Genomic DNA, 22,861 nt, shown 5'->3' on the forward strand with positions numbered 1-22,861 from the left:
GCCCCGTATACTGGCACGAACATTCTCACCCCACGTGGAGCAACATTGTGACGAACGCCCGTCGACGACGCCGCAGTGTCAGTGCCGACCGAGTGCTCAATGACGTCGCGGACGCTGTCAGGCTGCAGGAGGGGCCCCCGGGGGTGCGGTCGATCCTGCGGGCCATCCGGCGGCTGGCTCCGGCCTCGACGAAGGACATCAGCCGGGCCGTGGGGCTGCCCGTGCCGATCGTGGCGGCCGTGGGCAACGAACTGCGCACCCGTGGGCTGATCACCCGGGAGCGTCCGTCGCAGCTGACCCCGGCCGGCCGGGCACTCGTCACGGAACTGGGCATGGATCTCACGATGGACGCCACCTGCCGCACGTGCGACGGGCGGGAACTGGTGATCCCCGAGGTGCTGGAACGGGCGGTCGCCCGGCTCGAGGAGATCATGGGGGACGGGCCGGCGGCCGACATGGCGCTGGACCAGTCGAAGTGCACGCCCGAGACCAAGGTGCGCCGGGTCCTCGCGCTGCTGACGTCCGGCACGCTGCCCGGCGGTTCGCTGCTGCTGATCGGGGACGACGACCTGATCTCGCTGGCGGTCGCCGTCGTGGGGGACGTCCTGGGCGCACCGCTCGTCGACCGGGTGACGGTGGTCGACATCTCTCCCGACATCCTCGGTTATATCGAGCGGATGTCGGCGGAATTCAGTACGCGTATAGAGACGGTTCAGCACGATCTGCGGAATCCGCTGCCGGAAACGCTGCAACGGCAGTTCGATGTGGCGATGACCGATCCGCCGTACACCCCCGAAGGCGCCCGGCTGTTTCTTTCGCGTGCGGTCGAGGGGCTCCGTCCGGGGCCGGCCCACAGCATTTTCCTGTCGTTCGGCGGGAAGAGCCCGGACGAAATGCTCCAGGTGCAGCGCGAAATCATGGAGCTGGGTCTCGTCACCAACGGGTACATCCGTAACTTCAACGAGTACGAAGGCAGCGGAATTCTCGGCGGTGTCGGGTTCTTCCAGCAGCTCCTCACCACCAGCGCCACCGCGCCCTCGCAGGACGGCGGCTACGCGGGTCCCCTTTACACGGGGGACAAGCGCTCGCGGCAGCGGCTGTACGAGTGCGTGGCGTGCGGCGAGATGGTCCGGGTCGGCGCCGGCGCCAAGTGGGCGTCGGTCGGCGTCCTGCGCGCGGAGGGCTGCCCGAACTGCGGCAAGGGCCCCTTCCGCCCGGGCCCGCTGGTGCCCAACGGCGCCGAGGGCCAGGACCGGCAGCCTCCGGCGGCCCGGCACCCCGACGGCCCCCGGTCCCAGGACACCGCGCCCGGCCCCGCCGACGAGACGGCTGCCCCGGCGCAGGTCCGGCTCCCGGACCAGGAGCCGGACCGGGAGCCGGACCAGCCCCCCGCCGCTCCCGCCGCGCCGTCCGCCCTCGCCCCGCCGGCCGCCTCCGCCGCGTCCTCGGCCTTCTCCACCCTCACCTCGTCCGCTCTCTCCGCCTCCTCGGCCCTCTCCGCGTCCCCCGCGCCGGCGGGCCACATCTGGCAGCCGCCCACCGCCGACGAACGGGATCTGCTGGCGGACCGGGCGGCGCCCTACGTCACCCGGCAGGCCGACGAACGGGACCTGCCGGCGATCGGCGCGTTCGAGGTCGACATCGCGCGTGTCTCTTTCGGCGGTGACGCCGTGGACGATCCCGTGCGGCACGAGACGCGGCTGGCGCGCGCGATGGAGAAGTCCAGGGAGGGGATGATCGTCGCCCACCGTCCAGGTGACCCGGCGATCGGCTGGCTGTGGGTCAGCATCAACCAGAACACGATGACCGGGGACCGCTACGCGAACTTCCGGTCGCTGGCCGTGGCCCCGGTGGAGCGGCGTGCCGAGGTGGCGGAGCTGCTCATCTCCTCGGGCCTCGAGTTCGCCGTGCGGCACGGGCTCACCGAGGTCGTGGGCCGGGTGCACGTGGGGAACGTCCCGATGCGCACCCTCTACCGCAAGTTCGGCTTCGCCCCCACCAATCTGGTGATGAAGCTGCGCCTTCCGGCCGGGGACGAGGGCCGGCCGCCCGTACGGCAGGATCCGAGCCATGCTGGACGCTGACGGCATCAAGTGCGTGGTGTGGGATCTCGACGGCACCCTCTGGGACGGCGTGGCGGTCGAGCGCGCCGACGACGCGCTCCCCGAGGTCCGCGCGGACATGCTCGCCGCCGTCGACACCCTCGCCGGGCACGGTGTGCTCAGCAGCATCGCCAGCCGTAGCGCCCCGGAGGTGCTGGAGCGCATCGGCCGCGACCCCCGGCTGGCCTCCCGCTTCCTGGCCCCCCAGGTCTCCTGGCAGGACAAGAGCCACGCCCTGCGCGCGATCGCCGCGCGGCTGGGCGTGGCGGTCGAGTCGCTCCTCCTGGTCGACGACTCCCCGTACGAGCGGGCCGAGGTGACGGCCCTGCTGCCCGGGGTGCGCGCGGTGAGCCCGCAGGAGGTGCCCGCGCTGCTGGCCGCCCTCGACGGACGGCCGGTCACCGCCGAGGCGCGGGCGCGCGCGGACTTCTACCGGACCGAGGAGGTCCGCCGCCGGGCGGGCGAGCGTTTCGAGGGCGGCAGGGAAGAGTTCCTGCGGTGGTGCGAGATGCGCCTCCAGGCAGGTGCCGCGTCCGGCGAGGAGCTTGCGCGGGCACTCGAACTCGCCGAGCGCACCCATCGGTTGAACTCGTCCGGGCTGGACCGCGAGCAGGTCAGGACGCTCGTCGAGCAGGGCGGCCACCGGCTGTTCACGGCTCGGATGAGCGACCGGTTCGGGGACTACGGCGTCATCGGCATGGCGCTGGTGCGGCTCGGCGCCGCCACCTGGTCGGTGCCGCTGCTGGCGCTGTCCTGCCGGATCGCCGGCCGGGGTGCCTCCGTCGCGTTCCTGCGGTGGCTGATGGAAGAGGCCCGGTCGGCGGGCGCCGACGTGTTCGCGGTGGACATGCGGCCGACCGAGGCCAACACCGAGCTGCGGCTGCTGTTCCGGCAGGCCGGACTGCGCGCCGCCGAGGGCGCCGGCCCCGCGCGGCCGGCGGTGGCACTGAGCCGGCCCCTCCACGACGACCTGCCTGCCCTGCCCTCCTGGATACGGATGCGTCCGCTGTCGATTGGACCGACCCCATGACCGAAGACTCCCTGTACGGGCAGCGGGCCCAGGTGGAGCGGGAGATCCGCCGGATACTGGCCGACGCCACGGGCGCGGACCGGGCCCGCTTCGAGGAACTGCCCGCCGATACCAAGCTGTTCGGCGCCGAGATCTCCCTGTCGTCCCTCGCCGGCGTCACCCTGCTGGCCACGATCACCGACCGCTTCGGCGTCGATGTGGCGGCCCAGGACCTGAGCCTGGACTGCCTGGAATCCATCGCCACGCTCGTCGACTTCGTGGCCTGGCACCTCTCGATGGCGCCGGAGGACAGCGCCTGACCCGTGGCCGCGCGGCCACGGGTCAGGGAACGGCCGGGCAGCGGCGCAGTCGGCACCGCCTGCCCGGGCGCGGGAACGCGTGTCAGGCGTCGTCGTCGCGGTCCGCCGCGTCGTCCTCCGCCTGCTTCGCCCGGACCTCGGGGTCCAGGTCGCCGGAGCCGTCCACGGCGGACAGCCGGGCGCCGTCGGGGACCTCCGTCGGGGCGGGCGGCTCCACCAGCCAGTCGGGGTTGGCCTGCTTGTCCCACCACTTCCAGGCCGCGAAGGCACCGCCGGCCAGCGCGGTCGCCAGTGCGAGCAGCTTCAGGGCGCGGCCGGCCCGGCTCCGCCGCTCGTGCCGCCGGACCAGTTTGTGGATGTCCTCTGCCGAGACCTGACCGCGCAGCGCGGCCAGGGCGGCGGCGCCCCGCGCGGCGGCCTCCTCACGGACCGGGGCGGCTGCCGCCACGGCGTGCTCGATCCTCGGGCGCGAGTACTCGGCGGCCTGCCGGGCGGCCTTGCGGGCCTGCACGGCGGCTTCCTGCGCGGCCAGGTCCACCTTCGGTGGCACATGGGCGCGCGCCTGCTCAAGGCGTGGGGCGAGCCGGGCGTCGTACTGCACGCGGGCCTGTTCGGCGGCCTGCGACACCACGGGCGCCAGCCGTACGCGTGCCTCCTGCGCGTAGAACGCGGCACGCTCCTTGGCCGTGTCGGCGTAGGGCGCCACCACTTCCGCGGCGTGCAGCACGCTGTCCTTAGCCGAGCCGGTAGCGGCGCGCACGCTGTCGATGCGGGTCACGGGTTCCTCCTCCTCGGTGGCGTACGGTAATTCGACTTTCCGCCCTTTTACGGATCATGCCTGCCGGGGACCGGTGCGGCATGCGCGGGCGGGCATTCGGGTGCCGGCCGCCCCCTTCGGCCGGTCTCCGGGCGACAGGGGCCCGTCGTCGACACTGCCACGAATCGCCGCGGCCCGCCGCCCGCCCGGCGACGCGGGGCCGGGAGCGTGGAAGGATCGAAGGGTCGCGGCGGACGACAACGTACGGAAGGCGGACCGTGGCCGAGCAGCTCTACGCCACCCTCAGGACCACCCTCGGCGACATCGAGGTGCGGCTCTTTCCCCTCCATGCTCCCGTCACGGTCAGAAACTTCGTCGAGCTGGCCCGCGGCGAACGCGAGTGGACCCATCCCCGCACCGGCGAGAAGACCAGGAACCGGCTCTACGACGGCACGGTCTTCCACGCCGTCATAGGCGGCTTCATGATCCAGGGCGGCGATCCCCTGGGCAACGGCCTCGGCGGCCCCGGCTACGGCTTCGAGGACGAGTGCCACTCCGACCTGGCCTTCGACACCCCGTATCTGCTGGCCATGGCCAACGCGGGGCCGGGCACCAACGGCTCCCAGTTCTTCATCACCGTCACCCCGAGCACCTGGCTGAACGGCAAGCGCACCATCTTCGGCGAGGTCAGCGGGCCCGCCGGGCAGAAGGTCGTCGACGCCATCGCGCGCGTGCCGACCGGGCGCAACGACCGGCCGCTCGTCGACGTCGTCATCGAGTCGGTGACCATCGAGAGCCGCGCGGGCGGTGCCGGCGCGGTCCGCCCGCACCGGTGAAAGGGAACCAAAGGACCCGCTCGTCCGTAAGGATGAGCGGGGCAGGACACTGCCGTCAGGCAGGCGATACGACGACCGAGGGGATCTGATGGACCAGGCCGCAGGGAGCGGGAGCACCCAGGACGCCCGCAGCGCGCCCGTGTGCTACCGGCACCCGGACCGCGAGACCGGCGTGCGCTGCACCCGCTGTGACCGGCCGATCTGCCCCGAGTGCATGGTCAGCGCGTCGGTGGGCTTCCAGTGCCCGGAGTGCGTCCGCGGGGCTTCCGGCACGGGTCATGGACCCGGCGCCTCCCGCCCGCGCACGATCGCCGGCGGCTCGGTCACGGCAGACCCCCGGCTGCTCACCAAGATCCTGATCGGGATCAACCTCGCGGTGTTCCTGGTCCAGCTGTCCGTCGGCGACCGCTTCAGCCACCGGTTCGAACTCATCGGCCAGGCGTACACCCCCTACCTCGACGGGGTGCAGGGCGTCGCCGAGGGGCAGTACTACCGGCTGCTGACGTCGATGTTCCTGCACAGCGGCTATCTGCACATCGCGTTCAACATGCTCAGCCTGTGGTGGGTCGGCGGCCCCCTGGAAGCCGCCTTCGGGCGTGCCCGCTATCTGGCCCTCTACTTCGTCTCGGGCCTGGCCGGCAGCGCGCTCGCCTATTTGCTCGCCCCGCCCAACACGGCCATGCTCGGCGCCTCCGGCGCCATCTTCGGGCTCTTCGGTGCGACCGCCGTGCTGATGCGCCGGCTCAACTACGACATGCGGCCGGTCATCGCGCTGCTGGTGGTCAACCTGATCTTCACCTTCAACCCGTCCATGGACATCTCGTGGGAGGCGCACATCGGCGGCCTGGTCGCCGGTGTCGTCACCGGCTACGCGATGGTGCACGCCCCGCGCGAGAAGCGGTCGCTGGTGCAGTACGGCACCTGTGCTGTCGTCCTGGCCCTGGTGGTGGCCCTCGTGCTGGTCAGGACCGCTCAGCTCTCCTGATACCGAACCGTTGTCCACAGCGTGTGCCGGATCTTGTGCATACGGTGCGGACACACCTGCGCCCCCTGTCGCTCGGATGTGTTTCCGCAGGTAGGACAGGGGGCGAACGGTTGTCTGAGGGATGCGGGACCGGTCACACCGGCGTCAACACCCGATGAGTTATCCACAGATCGTCGTTCTTTTTCCCCACTGTGGACAACGGCTGTGGATAACTCAGTGGATAGCCCTGGGCAGAGCTGGCGCCACCCGTTCGGTGCCGCCGGCTACTTCCACTGGGTGGAGACACCGAAACCGGCGGCGATGAAGCCGAAGCCGACCACGATGTTCCAGTTGTCCAGGCTGTCGAGGGGCAGCGAGCCGTCGGTCACGTAGAAGACGACGATCCAGGCCAGCCCGATCAGGAACATGGCCAGCATGACCGGCGCGACCCAGGCTCGGTTGGTGAGCCTGATCGCCTGCGCCTGCTTGGCCGGCGGCGGCGTGAAATCAGCCTTCTTGCGGATACGTGACTTCGGCACGAGGGTCTCTCCTGTCGATGCGCTGCGTGGCCGCGCAGGTAACTGGGTCGGTCCGGGGCAGCGTACAAGGGGCCGACACGACGACTCTGTGTGCTCCCCCGGGCGTCCGTTAGCGTAGTGCTTCCGCGGCGCAGAAGGAGATAAGGGTACGTTGAGCAATTCTGCCGACTCCCCCGGGACGGGAGCAACGGGCTCCGGCCCCGCCCGCCGGCCGCGTGTCAAACCGGTGCGGGTGCTCACGGCCGCCGTCTTCGCCCTCGCCGGGCTCATCTTCTTCACCAGCTTCGACACGGCCAAGGGCACCGACATCCGCCAGGACGGCTCCCTGCTGAAGCTGTCCGACCTGATCCAGCAGCGCAGCCGCAAGAACAAGCAGCTGGACGAGTCCAACGCGGCCCTGCGCGGCAGCGTGGAGTCCCTCGCCGAGAGCGACGACGGCAGCACCAGGGCCGAGGACGAGAAGCTCGGCGGCCTGGAGAAGGGGGCGGGCACCCGGAAGCTGACCGGCAAGGCCGTCTCCGTCACCCTGAACGACGCCCCGCCGGGCGCCACCGCGAAGCTGCCCGGCTATCCGGAGCCGCAGCCCGATTACCTGGTCATCCACCAGCAGGACCTCCAGGCCGTGGTGAACGCGCTGTGGCAGGGCGGCGCCCAGGGCGTCAAGGTCATGGACCAGCGGCTGATCTCCACCAGCGCGGTGCGCTGCGTCGGCAACACCCTGATCCTCCAGGGCCGCGTCTACTCGCCCCCGTACAAGATCACGGCGGTCGGGGACCCGGGCCGGCTGAAGCGGGCCCTCGCCGACAGCAAGGCGATCCAGACCTACATGGTCTACGTCAACGTCTACGGCCTCGGCTGGAAAGTCACCGACGACGGGACGGTGACTCTTCCCGGCTACTCCGGCACAGTGGATCTGCACTACGCGAAGCCAGTGGGGTAAAAGGGGCAGACGTCCGTCCGGGAGCCGCCGGTGCGTGTGATCGTCAGAACCGTCAGCGAACTGTGCATCACCCTCGGCAGCCTGATCGTGCTCTTCGTCGGCTACGTGCTCTTCTGGACGGGCGTGCGGGCCGATGGGGCGATGAGCGACCAGATCGACCAGCTGCACCGGCAGTGGTCGACGGGCCCGGTGGGGCGGGCGGACACGCCCGGCGGGGGACGCAAGTCCGCGAGGGAGCGGAAGACCGGGCAGGAGCCGTACCGCCGCGGCAGGCCCTTCGCGATTATGTACATCCCGCGGCTCGGCGCCGGCTGGGACAAACCGGTGCTCGAGGGCACCGGACGGGACGAGCTGGCCAAGGGCCTCGCCCACTACCGGGGGACCGCCCGGCTCGGTGGCCAGGGAAATTTCGCGGTCGCCGGGCACCGGCGGACGTACGGCGACCCGTTCAAGGACTTCCCCGAGCTGCGGCCGGGCGACGCGGTGGTGCTCACCGACGGAACGACCTGGTTCACGTATCGGATCGACAAAGGGCCCTACAAAACCGTGCCGACCGACGTCGAGGTGATCGACCCTGTCCCACGTAAGTCCGGGTACACCCGTCCGGGCCGCTACCTGACGCTGACCACCTGCGATCCGGAGTGGGGGCACAGCCACCGGCTGATCGTCTGGGCGCACCTGGATTCCACCCGGCCCGTGGAGGCAGGCCAACCGGAGGCGCTGCGCCGCTAGTCTGGTGACGTACGGCGTGGGTCTGGTGCCGTAGCGGATACGGAAGGGACGGCAAGGGACGGCATGTACGGCTGGATCTGGCGGCATCTGCCGGGGAACACGTGGGTGAAGGCGTTCGTCTCGCTCGTATTGGTCCTGGCCGTGATCTACGTGCTCTTCCAGTACGTCTTCCCCTGGGCCGAGCCGCTGCTGCCCTTCAACGATGTGACGGTGGACAACCAGTGAGTGCGCGGATTCTCGTCGTCGACAACTACGACAGCTTCGTCTTCAACCTCGTCCAGTACCTGTACCAGCTGGGCGCCGAGTGCGAGGTGCTGCGCAACGACGAGGTGTCGACGGCGCACGCCCAGGACGGCTTCGACGGCGTGCTGCTCTCACCCGGCCCGGGAACGCCCGAGGAGGCCGGGGTCTGCGTGGAGATGGTCCGCCACTGCGCGGCCACCGGCGTCCCCGTCTTCGGGGTGTGCCTGGGCATGCAGTCGATGCAGGTGGCCTACGGCGGTGTGGTCGACCGGGCGCCCGAGCTGCTGCACGGCAAGACCTCGCCGGTCGAGCACGAGGGCAAGGGCGTCTTCGCCGGCCTGCCCTCGCCGTTCACCGCGACCCGCTACCACTCCCTGGCCGCCGAGCCGGCGACCGTCCCGGCCGAGCTGGAGGTGACGGCCCGCACGCACGACGGGATCATCATGGGCCTGCGCCACCGCGAACTCCCGGTCGAGGGCGTGCAGTTCCACCCGGAGTCGGTGCTGACCGAGCACGGGCACCGGATGCTGGCCAACTGGCTGGCGGAGTGCGGCGACCAGGGTGCCGTGGCGAGGTCGGCGGGGCTCGCCCCGGTGGTGGGCAGGGCCACGGCGTGACCGCGCTGCGCCCCGAGCGCGAGGACGTGTACGGCGGCGAGAGTCCGTACGGGTCCTCCGGCGGTGCGCGGCCGTACCCGGGACGCCGTCAGGACCCGCCGACGGCACCGATGCCCCGGCTGACCGCAGAGGGCCGGCCGGTGCCTCCGGCCGGCGACGCGACGGCGCCGCTGCCCGTCGTCGACGACGAGACGATGGCGCTGCGGGTCCCCGGGCCGGCGGGAGCCGGCCCCAGGAGCGGGCCCACACGCGCCTCTGCGGCCCCGGCCGCCCCTCCCGGCGGCGGAGCCGCACCGGGCGGCCGGGCGGCCCGCAGGAAGGCCGCCAAGCGGCGTGGCGGGCGGCACGGCGGCGGGGCCCGGGAGGCGACGGCTCCCCCCGCGCAGCGCGACCCGCAGCGGCCCCTGACCCGGGTGGAGGCCCGGCGGCAGGCGCGGCTGCGCAGGCCGAGCCCGGCGACCGTGGCGAGCCGGGCGATCGGCGAAATGTTCATCACCACCGGTGTGCTGATGCTGCTGTTCGTCACCTACCAGCTGTGGTGGACCAACGTCCGCGCGCACGCGCAGGCCGGCAGCGAGACGCACCAGCTCCAGGACGACTGGGCCAGCGGCAAGCGCAGTCCCGGCGTCTTCGAGCCGGGGCAGGGCTTCGCCATCCTGCACATCCCGAAGCTGGACGTGGTGGCGCCGATCGCGGAGGGCGTCAGCAACAAGAGGGTGCTCGACAAGGGCATGGTCGGGCACTACGGCGAGGCGCCGCTGAAGACGGCGATGCCCGGGGACCGGACCGGCAACTTCGGTCTCGCGGCGCACCGCAACACGCACGGTGAGCCGTTCCGGTACATCAACAGGCTCAGGGCGGGCGACGCGGTCGTCGTCGAGACACAGGACACGTACTTCGTGTACAAGGTGACCTCGATGCTTCCGGTGACCCCGCCGTCCAACACGAGCGTGCTGGACCCGGTCCCCCCGGGCTCCGGTCTCACCGGGCCCGGCCGGTACATCACCCTCACCACGTGCACACCGGAGTTCACCAGCAAGTACCGGCTGATCGTCTGGGGCAAGATGGTCCAGGAAAGCCCGCGCAGCAAGGGCAAGCCGGACGCGCTCATCGAGTAGGGCTCATCGAGTAAGGGCAGAGGAACTGTGGCAGCGACCGCCGACGAGACCGAAGAGACCACGGACGCTTCCGAACCGGATCAGGACCCGCGCCGCCGGCGCCCCGGCCGCCTCGCGACGGCGGTCAGCGTCTTCGGGGAACTCCTCATCACGGCGGGCCTGTTGCTCGGCCTCTTCGTCGTCTACTCGCTGTGGTGGACGAACGTGATAGCGGACCGCAAGGCCGACCGGCAGTCCGACAAGGTGCGCGACCACTGGGCGCAGCGGGACACGGGTCCCGGCGCGCTCGACACCAAGGACGGCATCGGGTTCCTGCACGTACCGGCGATGGGCAACGGCGAGGTGCTGGTCGAGAAGGGCACCGACACCGACGTCCTCAACGACGGTGTGGCCGGCTATTACACCGACCCGGTGAAGGCGGCCCTCCCGATAACGGGCAAGAAAGGCAACTTCACCCTCGCCGCCCACCGGGACGGCCACGGCGCGAAGTTCCACAACATCGACAAGCTGGAGAAGGGCGACCCGATCGTCTTCGAGACGCGGGACGACTGGTACGTCTACAAGGTCTACTCGATCCTGCCGGAGACCTCGAAGTACAACGTCAAGGTCCTGACCCCGGTCCCCGAGGAGTCCGGCAGGAAGAAGCCGGGCCACTACATCACCCTGACGACCTGCACCCCCGTCTACACCTCCCGCTACCGGTACGTGGTGTGGGGCGAACTCGTCCGGGTGGAGAAGGTGGACAGCGAGCGGACCCTGCCCAAGGAGCTGCGCTGACCCCGTAGGGGAAGCGGCCCGGTACGGAAACGGCGAGGCCCCTGCCGGGATGTCCCGGCAGGGGCCCACGCGCGGGTGGCCGGAGGGCGTCAGCCGCCGGCGCCACCGAAGAAGTTGGTGCCGCCGTTGTCGTTGTTGCCGTTGTTGCCGCCGAACGAGATCGTGGTCAGCGTGATCGTCGTGCTGTTCGGGTCGCCGGGGGTGTTGGCGGTCGGGTCCTGCTGGCTGACGATCGCGTTCTCGTCGTCGGAGCTGCCGGCCGCGAACTGGATGTTGTTGAAGCCGGCCTGCTGAAGGATCCGCCTGGCGTCCTTCACCCGCTGGGTGACGACGTTCGGCACGGCCGTCTGCTGCTGGGCCTTGCCGACGCTGATCACCACGTTGGTGTTCTTGACGACCTGCTGGTTCGCCGCCGGGTTGGTGCTCTGCACCTTGCCGTCCTGGGCGGGGTCGGTGACCGGGGTGTCGCTGCAGGACGGCACCAGGCCCTTCGCCTGGAGCTCGGCCTTGGCATCGTCACAGGACTTGCCGGTGACGTCGGGGACCGTGATCTTCTCCTCGGCCTTGGCGACCGTGAGGGTGACCGTGGTGCCCTTCTCCTTGCTGGCGCCGCCCTCGGGGTCCTGGCTGATGACCACGCCGGGCGTCTGGGAGGACACCTGGGTCCGCTTCTCGACCTCGAAGCCCTTCTCCTTGAGCTGGGACTCCGCCTGGTCGAACTGGATGCCGCGCTCGTCCGGCACGGTGACCTTCGGCGCACCGGTCGACACCACCAGGGTGACCGTGTCGCCCTTCTTGACGTCCGAGTTGTACGCGGGGTCCTGGGAGCAGACGTTGCCCTTGGGCTGGTTCGCGCACTCCTTGCGCGTGGGCGTGCCCAGCTTCAGGTCGGAGTTCTCCGCCATCTTCCGGGCCTCGGGGAGGGTATGGCCGACGAAGTTCGGGGCCTTGAAAGACTCGTCGCCGCCGTTCTTCCCGCTGAACGCGTACTTGCCGATCAGGATCGCGCCGACCAGGACCAGCAGACCCGCGACCACCAGCATGATCGTGGAGGTGTTGGACTTCTTCTGCTGGCGGCGGCGGTCCGGGCGGTCGTCGTAGCCGTAGCCGCCCTCGTCGGGGTTCATCGGCGGGAGCATGGTGGTCGCGCCCCCGCCCCCGTCCGAGCGCAGGGCCGTCGTCGCCTGGTCGTCGGGGTAGCCGCCGTAGCCCACCGCGCCCATCGCGGCCGTGGCCGCGACCGGCTGGCCGTCCAGGCACGCCTCGATGTCGGCGCGCATCTCGTCGGCCGACTGGTAGCGGTAGTCGGGGTCCTTGACCAGGGCCTTGAGGACGATCGCGTCCATCTCGGGCGTGATCTCGGGGTCGAAGACCGACGGGGCCTGCGGTTCCTCACGCACGTGCTGATAGGCCACGGCCACCGGGGAGTCGCCCACGAAGGGCGGCCGTACGGTCAGCAGCTCGTAGAGGAGGCAGCCGGTCGAATACAGGTCGGAACGGGCGTCGACCTGCTCGCCCTTCGCCTGCTCCGGCGAGAGGTACTGGGCCGTGCCGATGACCGCCGCGGTCTGCGTCATGGTCATGCCGGAGTCGCCCATGGCGCGGGCGATGCCGAAGTCCATCACCTTGACCTGGCCGTTGCGCGTCAGCATGACGTTGGCCGGCTTGATGTCACGGTGGACGATGCCGCTGCGGTGCGCGTACTCCAGGCCCTGGAGGATGCCGATGGTCATCTCCATCGCCCGCTCGGGCAGCAGCTTGCGGCCGGAGTGCAGCAGCTCGCGCAGCGTGGAGCCGTCGACGTACTCCATCACGATGTACGGGATGGAGACCCCGTCGATGTAGTCCTCGCCCGTGTCGTAGACCGCCACGATCGCGGGATGGTTGAGCGAGGCGGCCGACTGGGCCTCCCGGCGGAACCGGGCCTGGAAGGAAGGGTCACGCGCGAGATCCGCGCGCAGCGTCTTCACCGCCACGGTGCGTCCGAGCCGGGTGTCATGGGCGAGGTAGACCTCCGCCATGCCACCGCGGCCGAGCACCTGGCCCAGCTCGTACCGGCCGCCGAGGCGACGCGGCTCTTCCATAGCTACCTACCAGCCCTCTCCGTCGGTCTCGGCCACGCACCTCTGTGCGTGGCCGGAGGCTGCCGTCCGGGCCTACCGTACCCGGCTAGCTGTGTGTGACCTGGCCAAGCCCGTAACCCGATACAGGACCGGTACCGCAACGTGCGGCGATGTGAAGGGGATGTGAGCGTCGTCACCTGCGGTGAGGGCAGCGGTCACTTCTTGGAGTCGATGACCGCCTTCATGACGCTCCTCGCGATCGGCGCGGCCAGACCGCCGCCCGAGATGTCGTCGCGGTTGGCCTGGTCGTCCTCGATCACCGTGGCGACGGCGACCGGCGAGCTGCCGTCGGGGAGCTTGGCGTAGGAGATGAACCAGGCGTACGGGTTCTCGCTGTTCTCGACACCGTGCTGGGCGGTACCGGTCTTGCCGCCGACCGTGACACCGCTGATCTGCGCGTTCTTACCGGTGCCCTGCTCGACGACGGTCTTCATCATGTCCTGGAGGATCTGCGCGTTCTCCGCCGACAGCGGCCGGCTCAGTTCCTCGGGCTGGGTCTTGACGACCGGGTCCAGGTTGGAGGACTGGAGCGTGTCGACCATGTACGGCTTCATCAGCTTGCCGTCGTTGGCGACCGCCGAGGCCACCATGGCCATCTGGAGCGGGGTGGCGGCGGTGTTGTACTGGCCGATGGAGGACAGCGCGGTCTGCGACGGGTTCATGTCGTCGGAGAAGACCGAGGCGCTGGAGCGGACCGGGGTGAACTGCTCGGCGTCGAAGCCGAACTTCTTCGCCTCGGCGAGCATCTTGTCGTTGCCGAGGTCAGCGCCGATCTTGCCGAAGACGGTGTTGCAGGACACCCGCAGCGCCTCCCGCATGGTGGCGTCCTTGCACGGGATGTTGCCCTCGTTCTTCAGCTGGGTCGAGGTGCCCGGCATGGTCCACGGCAGCGGCGAGTCGGTCTTCTCGTCGGCCGAGGTGTACTTGCCGTTCTCCAGCGCCGCCGCGGCCGTGACCACCTTGAAGGTGGAGCCCGGCGGGTAGGTCTCGCGCAGCGCCCGGTTCAGCATCGGGTCGCTGGGGTTGTACTTCTTCTGCAGCTTCTTCCAGGCCGCGGCGTCGTCGTTGCTGTTGCCCGCGAAGACCGAGGGGTCGTACGACGGGTAGGAGGCCAGCGCCAGGATCTTGCCGGTGGAGGGGTCGAGCGCGACCACCGCGCCCTTGCCGCCCTGCGCCTTCAGACCGTCGTAGGCGGCCTTCTGCGCGGCACCGTTGAGCGTGGTGACGACATTGCCGCCCTGCTGCTCCTTGCCGGTGACCATGTCCAGCGTCTTGCGGAAGAACAGCCGGTCGTCGTTGCCGGTGAGGATGCCGTCCTCCAGCGACTCCAGCTGGGTGGCGCCGAAGGCCTGCGACGCGTAGCCGGTGACCGGCGCCCACATGGCGCCGTTCTTGTACGTCCGCTTGTACTTCAGGTCGTTCAGGCCGGTCTTGCTGGATTCGGAGGACCCGGTGATCGGGTTGCCGTCGACGATGATGTCGCCGCGCGGGGTGGCGTAGCGGGCGATCGTGACGCGGCGGTTCTTCGGGTCGTCCTTGAGGCCGTCGGCCCGCACGTACTGGAGCCAGTTGTCACGGATCAGCAGCGTCAGCATGAGAAGACCGCAGAAGATCGCGATCCGGCGCAGGGGCTTGTTCATGACGGGCGGACCACCTGGGTCATCTCGACGTCGGGGTTGCCGGCGGGGGTCGGCGCCGGACGGCGGGCGGTGTCGCTGATCCGGATCAGGATGGCGATCAGTGCCCAGTTGGCCAGCACGGAGGAACCGCCGGAGGCCAGGAACGGCATGGTCATACCGGTCAGCGGGATGAGGCCCATGACACCGCCGGCCACCACGAAGACCTGGAGCGCGAAGGCACCGGAGAGACCGATGGCGAGCAGCTTGCCGAACGGGTCGCGGGCGGCGAGGGCGGTGCGCACGCCGCGCTCCACGATCAGGCCGTAGATCAGCAGGATCGCCATGATGCCCGCCAGGCCCAGCTCCTCGCCGAAGGTGGCGAGGACGAAGTCGGAGTTGGCGGCGAACCGGATCAGGTCCGAGTGGCCCTGGCCCCAGCCGGTGCCGAGGGTGCCGCCGGAGCCGAACGCCCACAGCGACTGCTGGAGCTGGTCGGAGTGGCCGCCGACGCCCTGTCGGCTCAGGGTGTACTCCCGCATCGGGTCGAGCCAGGACTGGACCCGGCTCTTCACGTGGGTCTCGATGCTTGCCACGCCCACCGCGCCGACCGCGGACATCAGCAGACCGAAGACGATCCAGCTGGTCCGCTCGGTGGCGACGTACAGCATGATCACGAACATGCCGAAGAACAGCAGCGAGGTGCCGAGGTCGGTCTCGAAGACCAGGATGAGGATCGAGATCGCCCAGACCACCAGGATCGGGCCGAGGTCGCGGCCGCGCGGCAGGTAGAGGCCCATGAAGCGGCGGCTGGCGAGGGCCAGGGCGTCCCGCTTCACCATCAGGTAGCCGGCGAAGAAGACCGCGAGGACGATCTTCGCGAACTCACCGGGCTGGAGGGAGCCGAGACCGGGGATCCTGATCCAGATCTTCGCGCCGTAGATGTTGGCGCCGAGGCCCGGCACCAGCGGCAGGATCAGCAGGACCAGAGCGCCGAACATCGAGATGTACGTGTAGCGCTGCAGGACGCGGTGGTCCTTCAGGAAGATCAGCACGACCACGAACATCGCGATGGCCAGCGCGGTGAACAGCAGCTGGCGGGGCGCGGACGGGGAGAAGCCGCGCAGCGACTGCAGCAGCTTCGACTGGTCGAGCCGCCAGATCACGACGAGCCCGAGGCCGTTGAGCAAGGTGGCCAGCGGCAGCAGCAGCGGGTCGGCGTACGGCGCGAACTTGCGTACGCCGAGGTGGGCGACGCCGGCCAGCAGGGCGAGGCCGAGCCCGTAGCTCAGCAGCCCCGTCGGGACCTGGTCGTCGATGGCCAGGCCCACGTTGGCGTAGGCGAACACCGGAATGACCACGGCGAAGACCAGCAGGGCCAGCTCGGTGTTGCGGCGGCTCGGGGCGCCGATGGCGCCGATCGTGGACGTGTGATGCGACGGCGAATTCGTAGTACTGCTCATCGTGTGACGGGGCCTCTCACGGCTTGCCTACTGCTTACCGCACAGCGAGACGACCTTCTGCTCATCCTCCGAGAGAGTGGGGCCGGGGCTGGGGGTCGCGGACGGGGTCGTGGACGGAGACTTCGAAGGCGACGTCGGCGACGTCTTCGAGGCCGACGGGTTCGGGGTCGGCGTCACCTTGGCGAAGGCGGCCTCGGTGAAGCCTGCCTCGGCGAAGGCGGTCTTGGTGAAGGCGGTGTGCGTGGCGGTACCCGTGGTGCCGCTCGTGCCACCGGTGCCGCTCGTGCCACCGGTGCTGTTGGTGCCGCCGGTGCCCTTGGTCCCGCCGGTCTTGTCCTTGCCGTTCTTGGCGTTGTTCCGCTCCGCCTCGGCGGAGGCCTCGCGCTCGGACTGCTTCCGGCAGGCGGACGCCTGCACGGACAGCTCCTGGACCTTCGTCCGGGCCGCCTCCAGACCGCCCTCCGCGATCGTCGCCTTCACCTGCTTCTGCTGGTACGACGGCAGGTACTTGAGTTCGATCTCGGGGTGGTCCTTCTCGACCTTCGACAGCGACACCCAGGCCAGGTCCTGGCTGATCCCCCGGTACAGCGCGACGTGCTCGCCGTTGGTGCCGACGTAGTACTGGGTCTGCGTCCAGCGGTAGCCGCCGTACAGGCCGCCGCCGATCACGGCGAGGGCGAGGGCGCTGCAGAGCGAGGTCTTCAGCCATCTGCGGGACTTGCGCGGCTTGGTGAAGTCACCGTCGGCGTACTCCCCGAAGCCGTCGGCCGGGACGTAGCCGGCGGTCTCGCCCGAGCCGGGCGGGCCGAACTCGCCGCCGCCGTGTCCCTGGCCCTGACGGCCCAGGTGGGAGGCGCGGCCGGCCGGCGTCTGCATGATGCCGTTGTCGTGCGGGTGGAGCTGGTTCTCGGCGACGGCGCCGACCACGACCGGCTGGTCGGACAGCTGCCCGGCGAGGGTGTCCCCGGTGTCCAGGTCGAGCACGTCGGCGACGATCACCGTGATGTTGTCGGGGCCGCCGCCGCGCAGCGCGAGCTGGATCAGCTCCTGCACGGTCTCCTGCGGGCCCTGGTAGCTGGCGAGGGTCTCCTCCATCGTCTGGTGGGAGACGACGCCGGACAGGCCGTCGGAACAGATCAGGTAGCGGTCACCGGCCCGGACCTCGCGGATGGACAGGTCGGGCTCGACGTGGTCGCCGCTGCCGAGGGCGCGCATCAGCAGGGAGCGCTGCGGGTGGGTGGTGGCCTCTTCCTCGGTGATCCGGCCCTCGTCCACCAGCCGCTGCACCCAGGTGTGGTCCTGGGTGATCTGGGTGAGCGCGCCGTCCCGGAGCAGGTACGCGCGCGAGTCGCCGACGTGCACGAGGCCGAGCCGCTGACCCGTCCACAGCAGGGCGGTCAGGGTCGTCCCCATGCCCTCCAGCTGGGGGTCCTCCTCGACCATGGCGCGCAGCTGGTCGTTGGCCCGCTGCACGGCATGGCTCAAGGAGGTGAGGATGTCGGAGCCGGGCACGTCGTCGTCGAGCGTGACCAGGGTGGAGATCACCTCGGAGGAGGCGACCTCGCCCGCGGCCTGGCCACCCATGCCGTCGGCGATGGCGAGCAGGCGCGGACCGGCGTAACCGGAGTCCTCGTTGCCCTCCCGGATCATGCCCTTGTGCGATCCGGCGGCGAAGCGCAGTGACAGACTCATGCGCACCTCGCCAGTCGGCTCCGGGTACAGCCGGTCGTGTCGAGCCACACTGCCCACCCTCCGGTCGGGAGCGCGCCGGAGACCGGGTGGCGGCCTGCCGCTGCGTGCTCGCTCCGCTCGCGCTCACTCATGATGTAGCACTACTTCCGCAGCTCGATTGCGGTCTTGCCGATGCGGATCGGCGAGCCCAGCGGGATCGGTGTGGGGGTCGTCAGCCGGGACCGGTCCAGGTAGGTGCCGTTGGTGGAGCCGAGGTCCTCGATGATCCACTGACCGTCACGGTCCGGGTAGATCCTGGCATGACGGCTGGAGGCGTAGTCGTCGTCCAGCACGATCGTGGAGTCGTGCGCCCGGCCCAGGGTGATGGTCTGGCCCTGGAGCGCGACGGTGGTGCCGGTGAGTGTGCCCTCGGTCACCACCAGCTTGGAGGGGGCGTTGCGGCCGCGCCGGCCGCCACCGCCCTGCTGGCCGCGCTGCTGCGGAGGCGCGGCGGCCTGCTGGCGGGCCTGCTGCCGGCCCGGCTGCTGCGGGCGGGCCGCTTCCCTGCGCGATCCGCGCTGTGTGACGCGCGTACCGAACAGGTCGCTCCGGATGACCTGCACGGCCACGATCACGAACAGCCACAGTACGGCCAGGAAACCCAGCCGCATGACCGTGAGGGTCAGCTCTGACATTGCCCCCGCTTCACCCTTCGGCTTGCCGGTAAATGATGGTGGTGCTGCCCACGACGATCCGCGAGCCGTCGCGGAGCGTAGCGCGGGTGGTGTGCTGCCCGTCCACCACGATGCCGTTGGTGGAGCCGAGATCCTGGATCGTCGAGGGCGTTCCGGTCCGGATCTCGCAGTGCCGGCGGGAGACGCCGGGGTCGTCGATCCGCACATCGGCGTCGGTGCTGCGGCCCAGCACCAGCGTCGCGCGGGAGATCTGGTGGCGGGTGCCGTTGATCTCGATCCAGTAGCGGGTGCGCGCGCCGCCGGCCGGGCCCGCGGCGGGCCGCTGTCCGGCGGGCTGCGGGTAGCCGTAGCCGCCGGCGCGGGCACCGGGCGGCGGCGCGGAGGGCATCGGGGGTGCGCCCGCGGGAGCGGCCGGCTGGTGGCCGTAGCCGCCGGGGGCGCTCGGTCCGGGGCGGCCCGCCGGGGCCTGGGGGGCCTGCTGGCTGCTGGAGGAGGCCAGGGTGCGCGAGCGCACCCGGTACAGGCCGGTGTCCAGGTCCTCGGCCTTCTCCAGGGTGACCTTGATCGGGCCCATGAAGGTGTAGCGCTGCTGCTTGGCGTAGTCGCGCACCATGCCGGCCAGCTCGTCGCCGAGCTGCCCGGAGTAGGGGCTGAGGCGCTCGTGGTCCGGCGCGCTCAGCTCCACGATGAAGTCGTTGGGCACGACGGTCCGGTCACGGTTCCAGATCGTGGCGTTGTTGTCGCACTCCCTCTGGAGTGCTCCGGCGATCTCCACGGGCTGGACCTCGGACTTGAAGACCTTGGCGAAGGTGCCGTTCACCAGACCTTCGAGACGCTGCTCGAACTTCTTCAGGACTCCCATGGGGCACCTCCTCCGTCCCTGCCGTCGTCTTGCCTGTCCTGTGCCGCTGCGCTGCCGGTACTGCCGGTACTGCTCACTGATCGTATCTACGCGCCCGCCAATCAGCCGGTTCCCCCAGCGGCTCCCCTTCGAACTCCTGGCGCGCGTCCTGCTGCCATGGATCGTAGAGGCGGTGGAAGACCAGTGTCCCGCACCCGGCTGTGGACCCGGTCCGCCTCCTGGGCAGACGGCCAGGACCGGTACGAGGTTGATACGTGAAGCGTGTCTCCTTGAAACGTCTGCCGGGGACGCGGCGCTGTACGGCCCTCTGCGGCCCGCGGGGCCCGCCCCGGGCGCCGGGCCCCGCGGCGGGTGCGGGCGCGTCCTGGGGCGCACGGAAAGCGATGTGAACCCACCCCGTACGACGTGCTAATGTTCTGGATGTCGGAAGGGGCCAGCCCGAAAGGGCCGGAAACGGAAGACACACCCAATGCGCGGGTGGCGGAATAGGCAGACGCGCTGGATTCAGGTTCCAGTGCCCGAAAGGGCGTGGGGGTTCAACTCCCCCCTCGCGCACAGAGGAGCACCGACGAAAGTGCTCTAGCAGTATCGAGGGCGTGGGCCGCATCGTGATCACGATGCGGCCCACGTCTTTTTCTTCGTACTGTGATGCTTGTCTCCGGGCCTCCGGGAGCGGTCCGTTGAAGGGTGGTCGGCTTCGGGCGGTCCGTGCCGTGTTCCGGGTCTCTGGTCGGGCGTCACTCGGCTCGCCCTTTGTGAGGAAGGTCTCAGGCCCTGGATGCCGTGGCCGGTCTCCGTCCGGACTCCGGTGGGGCCCCGTGACGAGGCCCTGCAGGCCCTGTACGTGATCCGTACAGGGCCGTGGGGATGTGTGCGATCGGGCGACTTCGACCTCGGTCAGAGCCGGTCGATGCTGTGCCGCTCCTCCGGCGTGAACGGCGGTTCCTGAAGCTGCGGCTTCAAGGGGCCCGCGAGGGCCGCGATGACGGTGCGGGGGTGAGCGAGGCTGCTGGGTCCTCGCTGCAGGGTCATGACGTCGGTGAGCGCGCGCGCCACGCGGCCCGACCCGGTGGCGGCGTAGGTGAGCCGGTCGACGAACCGGGCTGCCATCCGTTCACCGCCGGTGGGGCCGTGGACGGTGGAGCCGGGATAGAAGACGTCGTTGCCGGTGGCGAACATCCAGGCCGTGTTGACCGGTTGGGCGATGGCCTTCTGGGCGCGGCGGGCGAGCCCGGGGGTGTTCCAGCCGTGGCGTCGAATCGTCTCTTCCAGGAGTACTGCGCTTTGGGCGGTGACCGACATGCCGTGGCCGTAGGCCGGGTTGAAGGCGGCCACCGCGTCGCCGAGGACCAGGAAGCGGTCCGGGAGGGCCACGGCCTCGTAGAAGTGGCGGCGGTTGGCGGTCATGCGCGTCACGCGGACGGGGCCGAGCGGTTCGGCCTTGCCGATCAGCTCGCCCACGACGGGGTGGCGCAGGCCGAGTGCGAAGCCGTGGAATTCGTCGGCGTCGTCCGTGGGCTGGCCGCCGCGGGTCCCGGAGAGGGTGACGAGCCAGCGTCCGTCCTCGATCGGCAGGATGATCCCGGCTTGGCCGGGCACATCGGCGCGGGTGTCGGCCTGAACGTTGATGATGGGCCACGAGTCGGGAAGGCCGGCTGGAGCCTGGTAGACGCGGCTGGCGTAGACGAGTCCGGAGTCGACTTCGCGCGTGGGCGGCTGAGCCGCGCCCAGGGCCTCCAGCCAGTGCGGGGTCCGTGACTGCCTGCCGCTGGCGTCGACGACCAGGTCGGCCCGGAGCGTGTCTTCCTCACCGGTGTCCTGGTTGCGGATGGTGACGCCCGTGACGGCCGCGCGGCTGCCGGTCAGGCCGACGACGCCGGTGCGTTCCATGACGGTGACGCGGTCGCCGGCGGCGGCCAGGACCTGCTTGCGTACGACCCAGTCCAGGAGGTCGCGGCTGCAGGCGATGGCATAGTGGCTCTCGGCCCAGCGCCGGAACCAGCCCTGGTGGCTGAAGGCGACCATGCCGGTGGTCAGGGGGATGCGGTTCGCGCCGGCGGCGGCGAGTTCCTTGGCCGTGCCCGGTACCAGGGCCTCGATCGCCTCGGCGCCTCCGGACCACAGGACGTGGGTGTGGCGGGCCTGGGGGAGGCCGGCACGGTGTTCGGGCCGGTCCGGCAGAACGTCCCGTTCGATGACCAGGACGTCTGCGTCCTTGGCGAGGACGCGCGCGGTGAGCATCCCGGTCAGGCCCCCGCCGATGACGATGGCGCAGCGGGAGCGGCTCGAACTGTCCTGGGCGGTGGTCACCTGACCACACCTTCTTCCGTGGCAGTCCGGTGGACCGCGGTGCTGGAGAGTCTGCGCAGGGCGCGGGAGATGGATACGAGGTCCGCGGCGCCGTCGGCGGGCGGCCGCGCGGCGGCGGCCGCGGAGGTGTCGGCCGTCTGGAGGCGGGCGAGTGCCGCCTTGATCGCGGCAGCCGCGGCGAGGGCTTCGGCCTGGCCGGGTGGCTTTCCCTGGGAGAGGTACAGCTGCTGGTCGTGCTCGCGGCGCTGAAGGTCGACGTACGGCTGAAGCTGTCGAACGGCGTCGCGGACGAAGGTCCTGCGGTGCGTCAGACGCAGTCGCAGGGGGGCGAAGCGGCTGATCGTCACGGGGCCGGACGCGGCCGGCACCTGCTTCAGGGCATGGGCGAGCGGGGCGAGCGCCCTGTATTCGCGTCCGGCATTGCGGTGCTGCGATATGCGGTCGCCGACGTGGGGGACGAGGAAGCCGAGGCCGATCAGGAGGCCGACCACCACGGCGATGGGCGGCGCGACCCTGGTGTTCAGCCAGTCGAGGTCGGACCGGCCGTTCCACCGCGCGACGACGGGGGTCAACTTGGCTATGTCGTACAGGAGGTTCATGGCGTAGCCGACGGTGAGCAGGACGACGCCGACGTGCAGCCAGCCCGTACCGCGGACACGGCTCTCCCAGGTCCACAGCAGTGCGGAGGTGAGCAGGACCGCCACGGTGTGCGCGAGCAGGTACAGCACGATCATCTCGCGCATCCACGGGGTGGTGGCGTAGTAGGTGTCCAGGTCGCGCAGGCGCTCTACGTGGTGGTCGCCGAGGGCGAAGCAGACCCACAGGCCGACGACGACGGTGCCGTAGCTGCCGTAGACCCACCAGGTCGCGCGTCGGATGCTCTCCGACGCGCCTCCGCGCCACTTGATGATCAGCAGCAGGCAGGAAGCGCAGAAGCCCGTCAGGAGGGTGTAGACCCAGGGCGCCGAGAAGTTCGTGATCCCGGTCAGGTCGTTCATCGCGGCGATCACGGATGGCGCGGCGAAGAAGAAGACCCCGACAGCGGCTACCAGCAGCCCGCTCACCTGCCGCGCCAGGGGATTGCGGCCCCCGCGCAGCACGGCCGGGATCTTGTAGAACAGTCCGAGGCTCAGGACCACCGCGGTGATCCAGAACGTGCCGTTCATC

The 22,861-nt window shown here is 70.4% G+C and carries 21 protein-coding genes and 1 tRNA gene; 12 read left to right on the forward strand and 10 right to left on the reverse strand.

Annotated features, from left to right (window positions below; translation table 11 throughout):
* Positions 1-143: 143 nt before the first annotated feature.
* Genes ACF073_RS27045 through ACF073_RS27055 form a run of 3 tightly spaced genes read left to right on the forward strand, consistent with a single transcriptional unit; the run spans position 144 to position 3,431 of the window.
* Positions 144-2,084: a GNAT family N-acetyltransferase gene (locus tag ACF073_RS27045; RefSeq protein WP_392073973.1), complete on the forward strand. Its 1,941-nt coding sequence runs from the start codon at positions 144-146 to the stop codon at positions 2,082-2,084.
* Positions 2,071-3,132 carry an FkbH-like protein gene (locus tag ACF073_RS27050; protein WP_392073974.1) on the forward strand — a complete coding sequence of 354 codons (1,062 nt, stop codon included), beginning with the start codon at positions 2,071-2,073 and terminating at the stop codon, positions 3,130-3,132. The genes ACF073_RS27045 and ACF073_RS27050 overlap by 14 nt, the downstream gene beginning before the upstream one ends.
* Entirely contained in the window at positions 3,129-3,431 is a 303-nt protein-coding gene (locus ACF073_RS27055) for an acyl carrier protein (RefSeq protein ID WP_392073975.1), read from the forward strand. Before ACF073_RS27050 ends, ACF073_RS27055 begins: the two co-directional genes overlap by 4 nt.
* An 82-nt stretch (positions 3,432-3,513) precedes the next feature.
* Here ACF073_RS27055 and ACF073_RS27060 read toward each other — a convergent pair whose 3' ends face one another.
* Complete coding sequence (locus ACF073_RS27060) at positions 3,514-4,209, reverse strand: DUF5324 family protein (RefSeq protein ID WP_392073976.1); 696 nt, start codon at positions 4,207-4,209, stop codon at positions 3,514-3,516.
* Between the two features lie 257 nt (positions 4,210-4,466).
* On the opposite strand from ACF073_RS27060, the gene ACF073_RS27065 reads away from it, so the two are divergent.
* Complete coding sequence (locus tag ACF073_RS27065; protein WP_392073977.1) at positions 4,467-5,024, forward strand: peptidylprolyl isomerase; 558 nt, start codon at positions 4,467-4,469, stop codon at positions 5,022-5,024.
* Positions 5,025-5,112: 88 nt separating this feature from the next.
* Positions 5,113-6,009, forward strand: coding sequence for a rhomboid family intramembrane serine protease (locus ACF073_RS27070; protein WP_392073978.1), 897 nt, complete (start codon positions 5,113-5,115; stop codon positions 6,007-6,009).
* 263 nt (positions 6,010-6,272) lie between these two features.
* Here ACF073_RS27070 and crgA read toward each other — a convergent pair whose 3' ends face one another.
* Entirely contained in the window at positions 6,273-6,527 is a 255-nt protein-coding gene (gene crgA, locus ACF073_RS27075; protein WP_392073979.1) for a cell division protein CrgA, read from the reverse strand.
* Positions 6,528-6,678: 151 nt separating this feature from the next.
* On the opposite strand from crgA, the gene ACF073_RS27080 reads away from it, so the two are divergent.
* The 6 genes from ACF073_RS27080 to ACF073_RS27105 all read left to right on the forward strand — a co-directional run bounded on the left by ACF073_RS27080 (position 6,679) and on the right by ACF073_RS27105 (position 10,954).
* A complete protein-coding gene (locus tag ACF073_RS27080) occupies positions 6,679-7,467 on the forward strand; it encodes a DUF881 domain-containing protein (RefSeq protein WP_392073980.1) in 789 nt (262 codons plus the stop codon).
* Between the two features lie 30 nt (positions 7,468-7,497).
* Complete coding sequence (locus ACF073_RS27085; RefSeq protein ID WP_392073981.1) at positions 7,498-8,199, forward strand: class E sortase; 702 nt, start codon at positions 7,498-7,500, stop codon at positions 8,197-8,199.
* 63 nt (positions 8,200-8,262) lie between these two features.
* Entirely contained in the window at positions 8,263-8,424 is a 162-nt protein-coding gene (locus tag ACF073_RS27090) for a hypothetical protein (RefSeq protein WP_392073982.1), read from the forward strand.
* Positions 8,421-9,059, forward strand: a complete 639-nt coding sequence (locus tag ACF073_RS27095) for an aminodeoxychorismate/anthranilate synthase component II (RefSeq protein WP_392073983.1) — start codon at positions 8,421-8,423, stop codon at positions 9,057-9,059. The genes ACF073_RS27090 and ACF073_RS27095 overlap by 4 nt, the downstream gene beginning before the upstream one ends.
* Positions 9,056-10,177, forward strand: a complete 1,122-nt coding sequence (locus ACF073_RS27100) for a class E sortase (protein ID WP_392073984.1) — start codon at positions 9,056-9,058, stop codon at positions 10,175-10,177. Before ACF073_RS27095 ends, ACF073_RS27100 begins: the two co-directional genes overlap by 4 nt.
* A gap of 27 nt (positions 10,178-10,204) precedes the next feature.
* Positions 10,205-10,954: a class E sortase gene (locus tag ACF073_RS27105; RefSeq protein ID WP_392073985.1), complete on the forward strand. Its 750-nt coding sequence runs from the start codon at positions 10,205-10,207 to the stop codon at positions 10,952-10,954.
* An 89-nt stretch (positions 10,955-11,043) separates the two neighbouring features.
* On the opposite strand, the gene pknB is transcribed toward ACF073_RS27105, so the two are convergent.
* The 6 genes from pknB to ACF073_RS27135 form a co-directional block, all read right to left on the reverse strand.
* A complete protein-coding gene (gene pknB / locus ACF073_RS27110) occupies positions 11,044-13,038 on the reverse strand; it encodes a Stk1 family PASTA domain-containing Ser/Thr kinase (protein ID WP_392073986.1) in 1,995 nt (664 codons plus the stop codon).
* A gap of 194 nt (positions 13,039-13,232) precedes the next feature.
* Entirely contained in the window at positions 13,233-14,717 is a 1,485-nt protein-coding gene (locus ACF073_RS27115; RefSeq protein WP_392073987.1) for a peptidoglycan D,D-transpeptidase FtsI family protein, read from the reverse strand.
* Entirely contained in the window at positions 14,714-16,156 is a 1,443-nt protein-coding gene (locus ACF073_RS27120; RefSeq protein WP_392073988.1) for an FtsW/RodA/SpoVE family cell cycle protein, read from the reverse strand. The genes ACF073_RS27115 and ACF073_RS27120 overlap by 4 nt, the downstream gene beginning before the upstream one ends.
* Positions 16,157-16,183: 27 nt before the next feature.
* Positions 16,184-17,848 (reverse strand): Stp1/IreP family PP2C-type Ser/Thr phosphatase, encoded by a 1,665-nt coding sequence (locus tag ACF073_RS27125; RefSeq protein ID WP_392073989.1) that lies wholly within the window; start codon positions 17,846-17,848, stop codon positions 16,184-16,186.
* 140 nt (positions 17,849-17,988) lie between these two features.
* Positions 17,989-18,522 (reverse strand): FHA domain-containing protein, encoded by a 534-nt coding sequence (locus ACF073_RS27130; protein WP_392073990.1) that lies wholly within the window; start codon positions 18,520-18,522, stop codon positions 17,989-17,991.
* A gap of 10 nt (positions 18,523-18,532) precedes the next feature.
* Positions 18,533-19,384: an FhaA domain-containing protein gene (locus tag ACF073_RS27135; protein ID WP_392073991.1), complete on the reverse strand. Its 852-nt coding sequence runs from the start codon at positions 19,382-19,384 to the stop codon at positions 18,533-18,535.
* Positions 19,385-19,855: 471 nt separating this feature from the next.
* Between ACF073_RS27135 and ACF073_RS27140 the strand changes: the two genes are divergently transcribed.
* Positions 19,856-19,939 (forward strand) — tRNA-Leu (locus ACF073_RS27140).
* A 342-nt stretch (positions 19,940-20,281) separates the two neighbouring features.
* On the opposite strand, the gene ACF073_RS27145 is transcribed toward ACF073_RS27140, so the two are convergent.
* Positions 20,282-21,694: an NAD(P)/FAD-dependent oxidoreductase gene (locus ACF073_RS27145; protein ID WP_392073992.1), complete on the reverse strand. Its 1,413-nt coding sequence runs from the start codon at positions 21,692-21,694 to the stop codon at positions 20,282-20,284.
* Entirely contained in the window at positions 21,691-22,860 is a 1,170-nt protein-coding gene (locus ACF073_RS27150; RefSeq protein ID WP_392074022.1) for an MAB_1171c family putative transporter, read from the reverse strand. Before ACF073_RS27150 ends, ACF073_RS27145 begins: the two co-directional genes overlap by 4 nt.
* Position 22,861: the final 1 nt, after the last annotated feature.

Origin of the sequence: Streptomyces sp. NPDC015171, from assembly GCF_043079545.1 — a bacterium.
Lineage (GTDB): Bacteria > Actinomycetota > Actinomycetes > Streptomycetales > Streptomycetaceae > Streptomyces.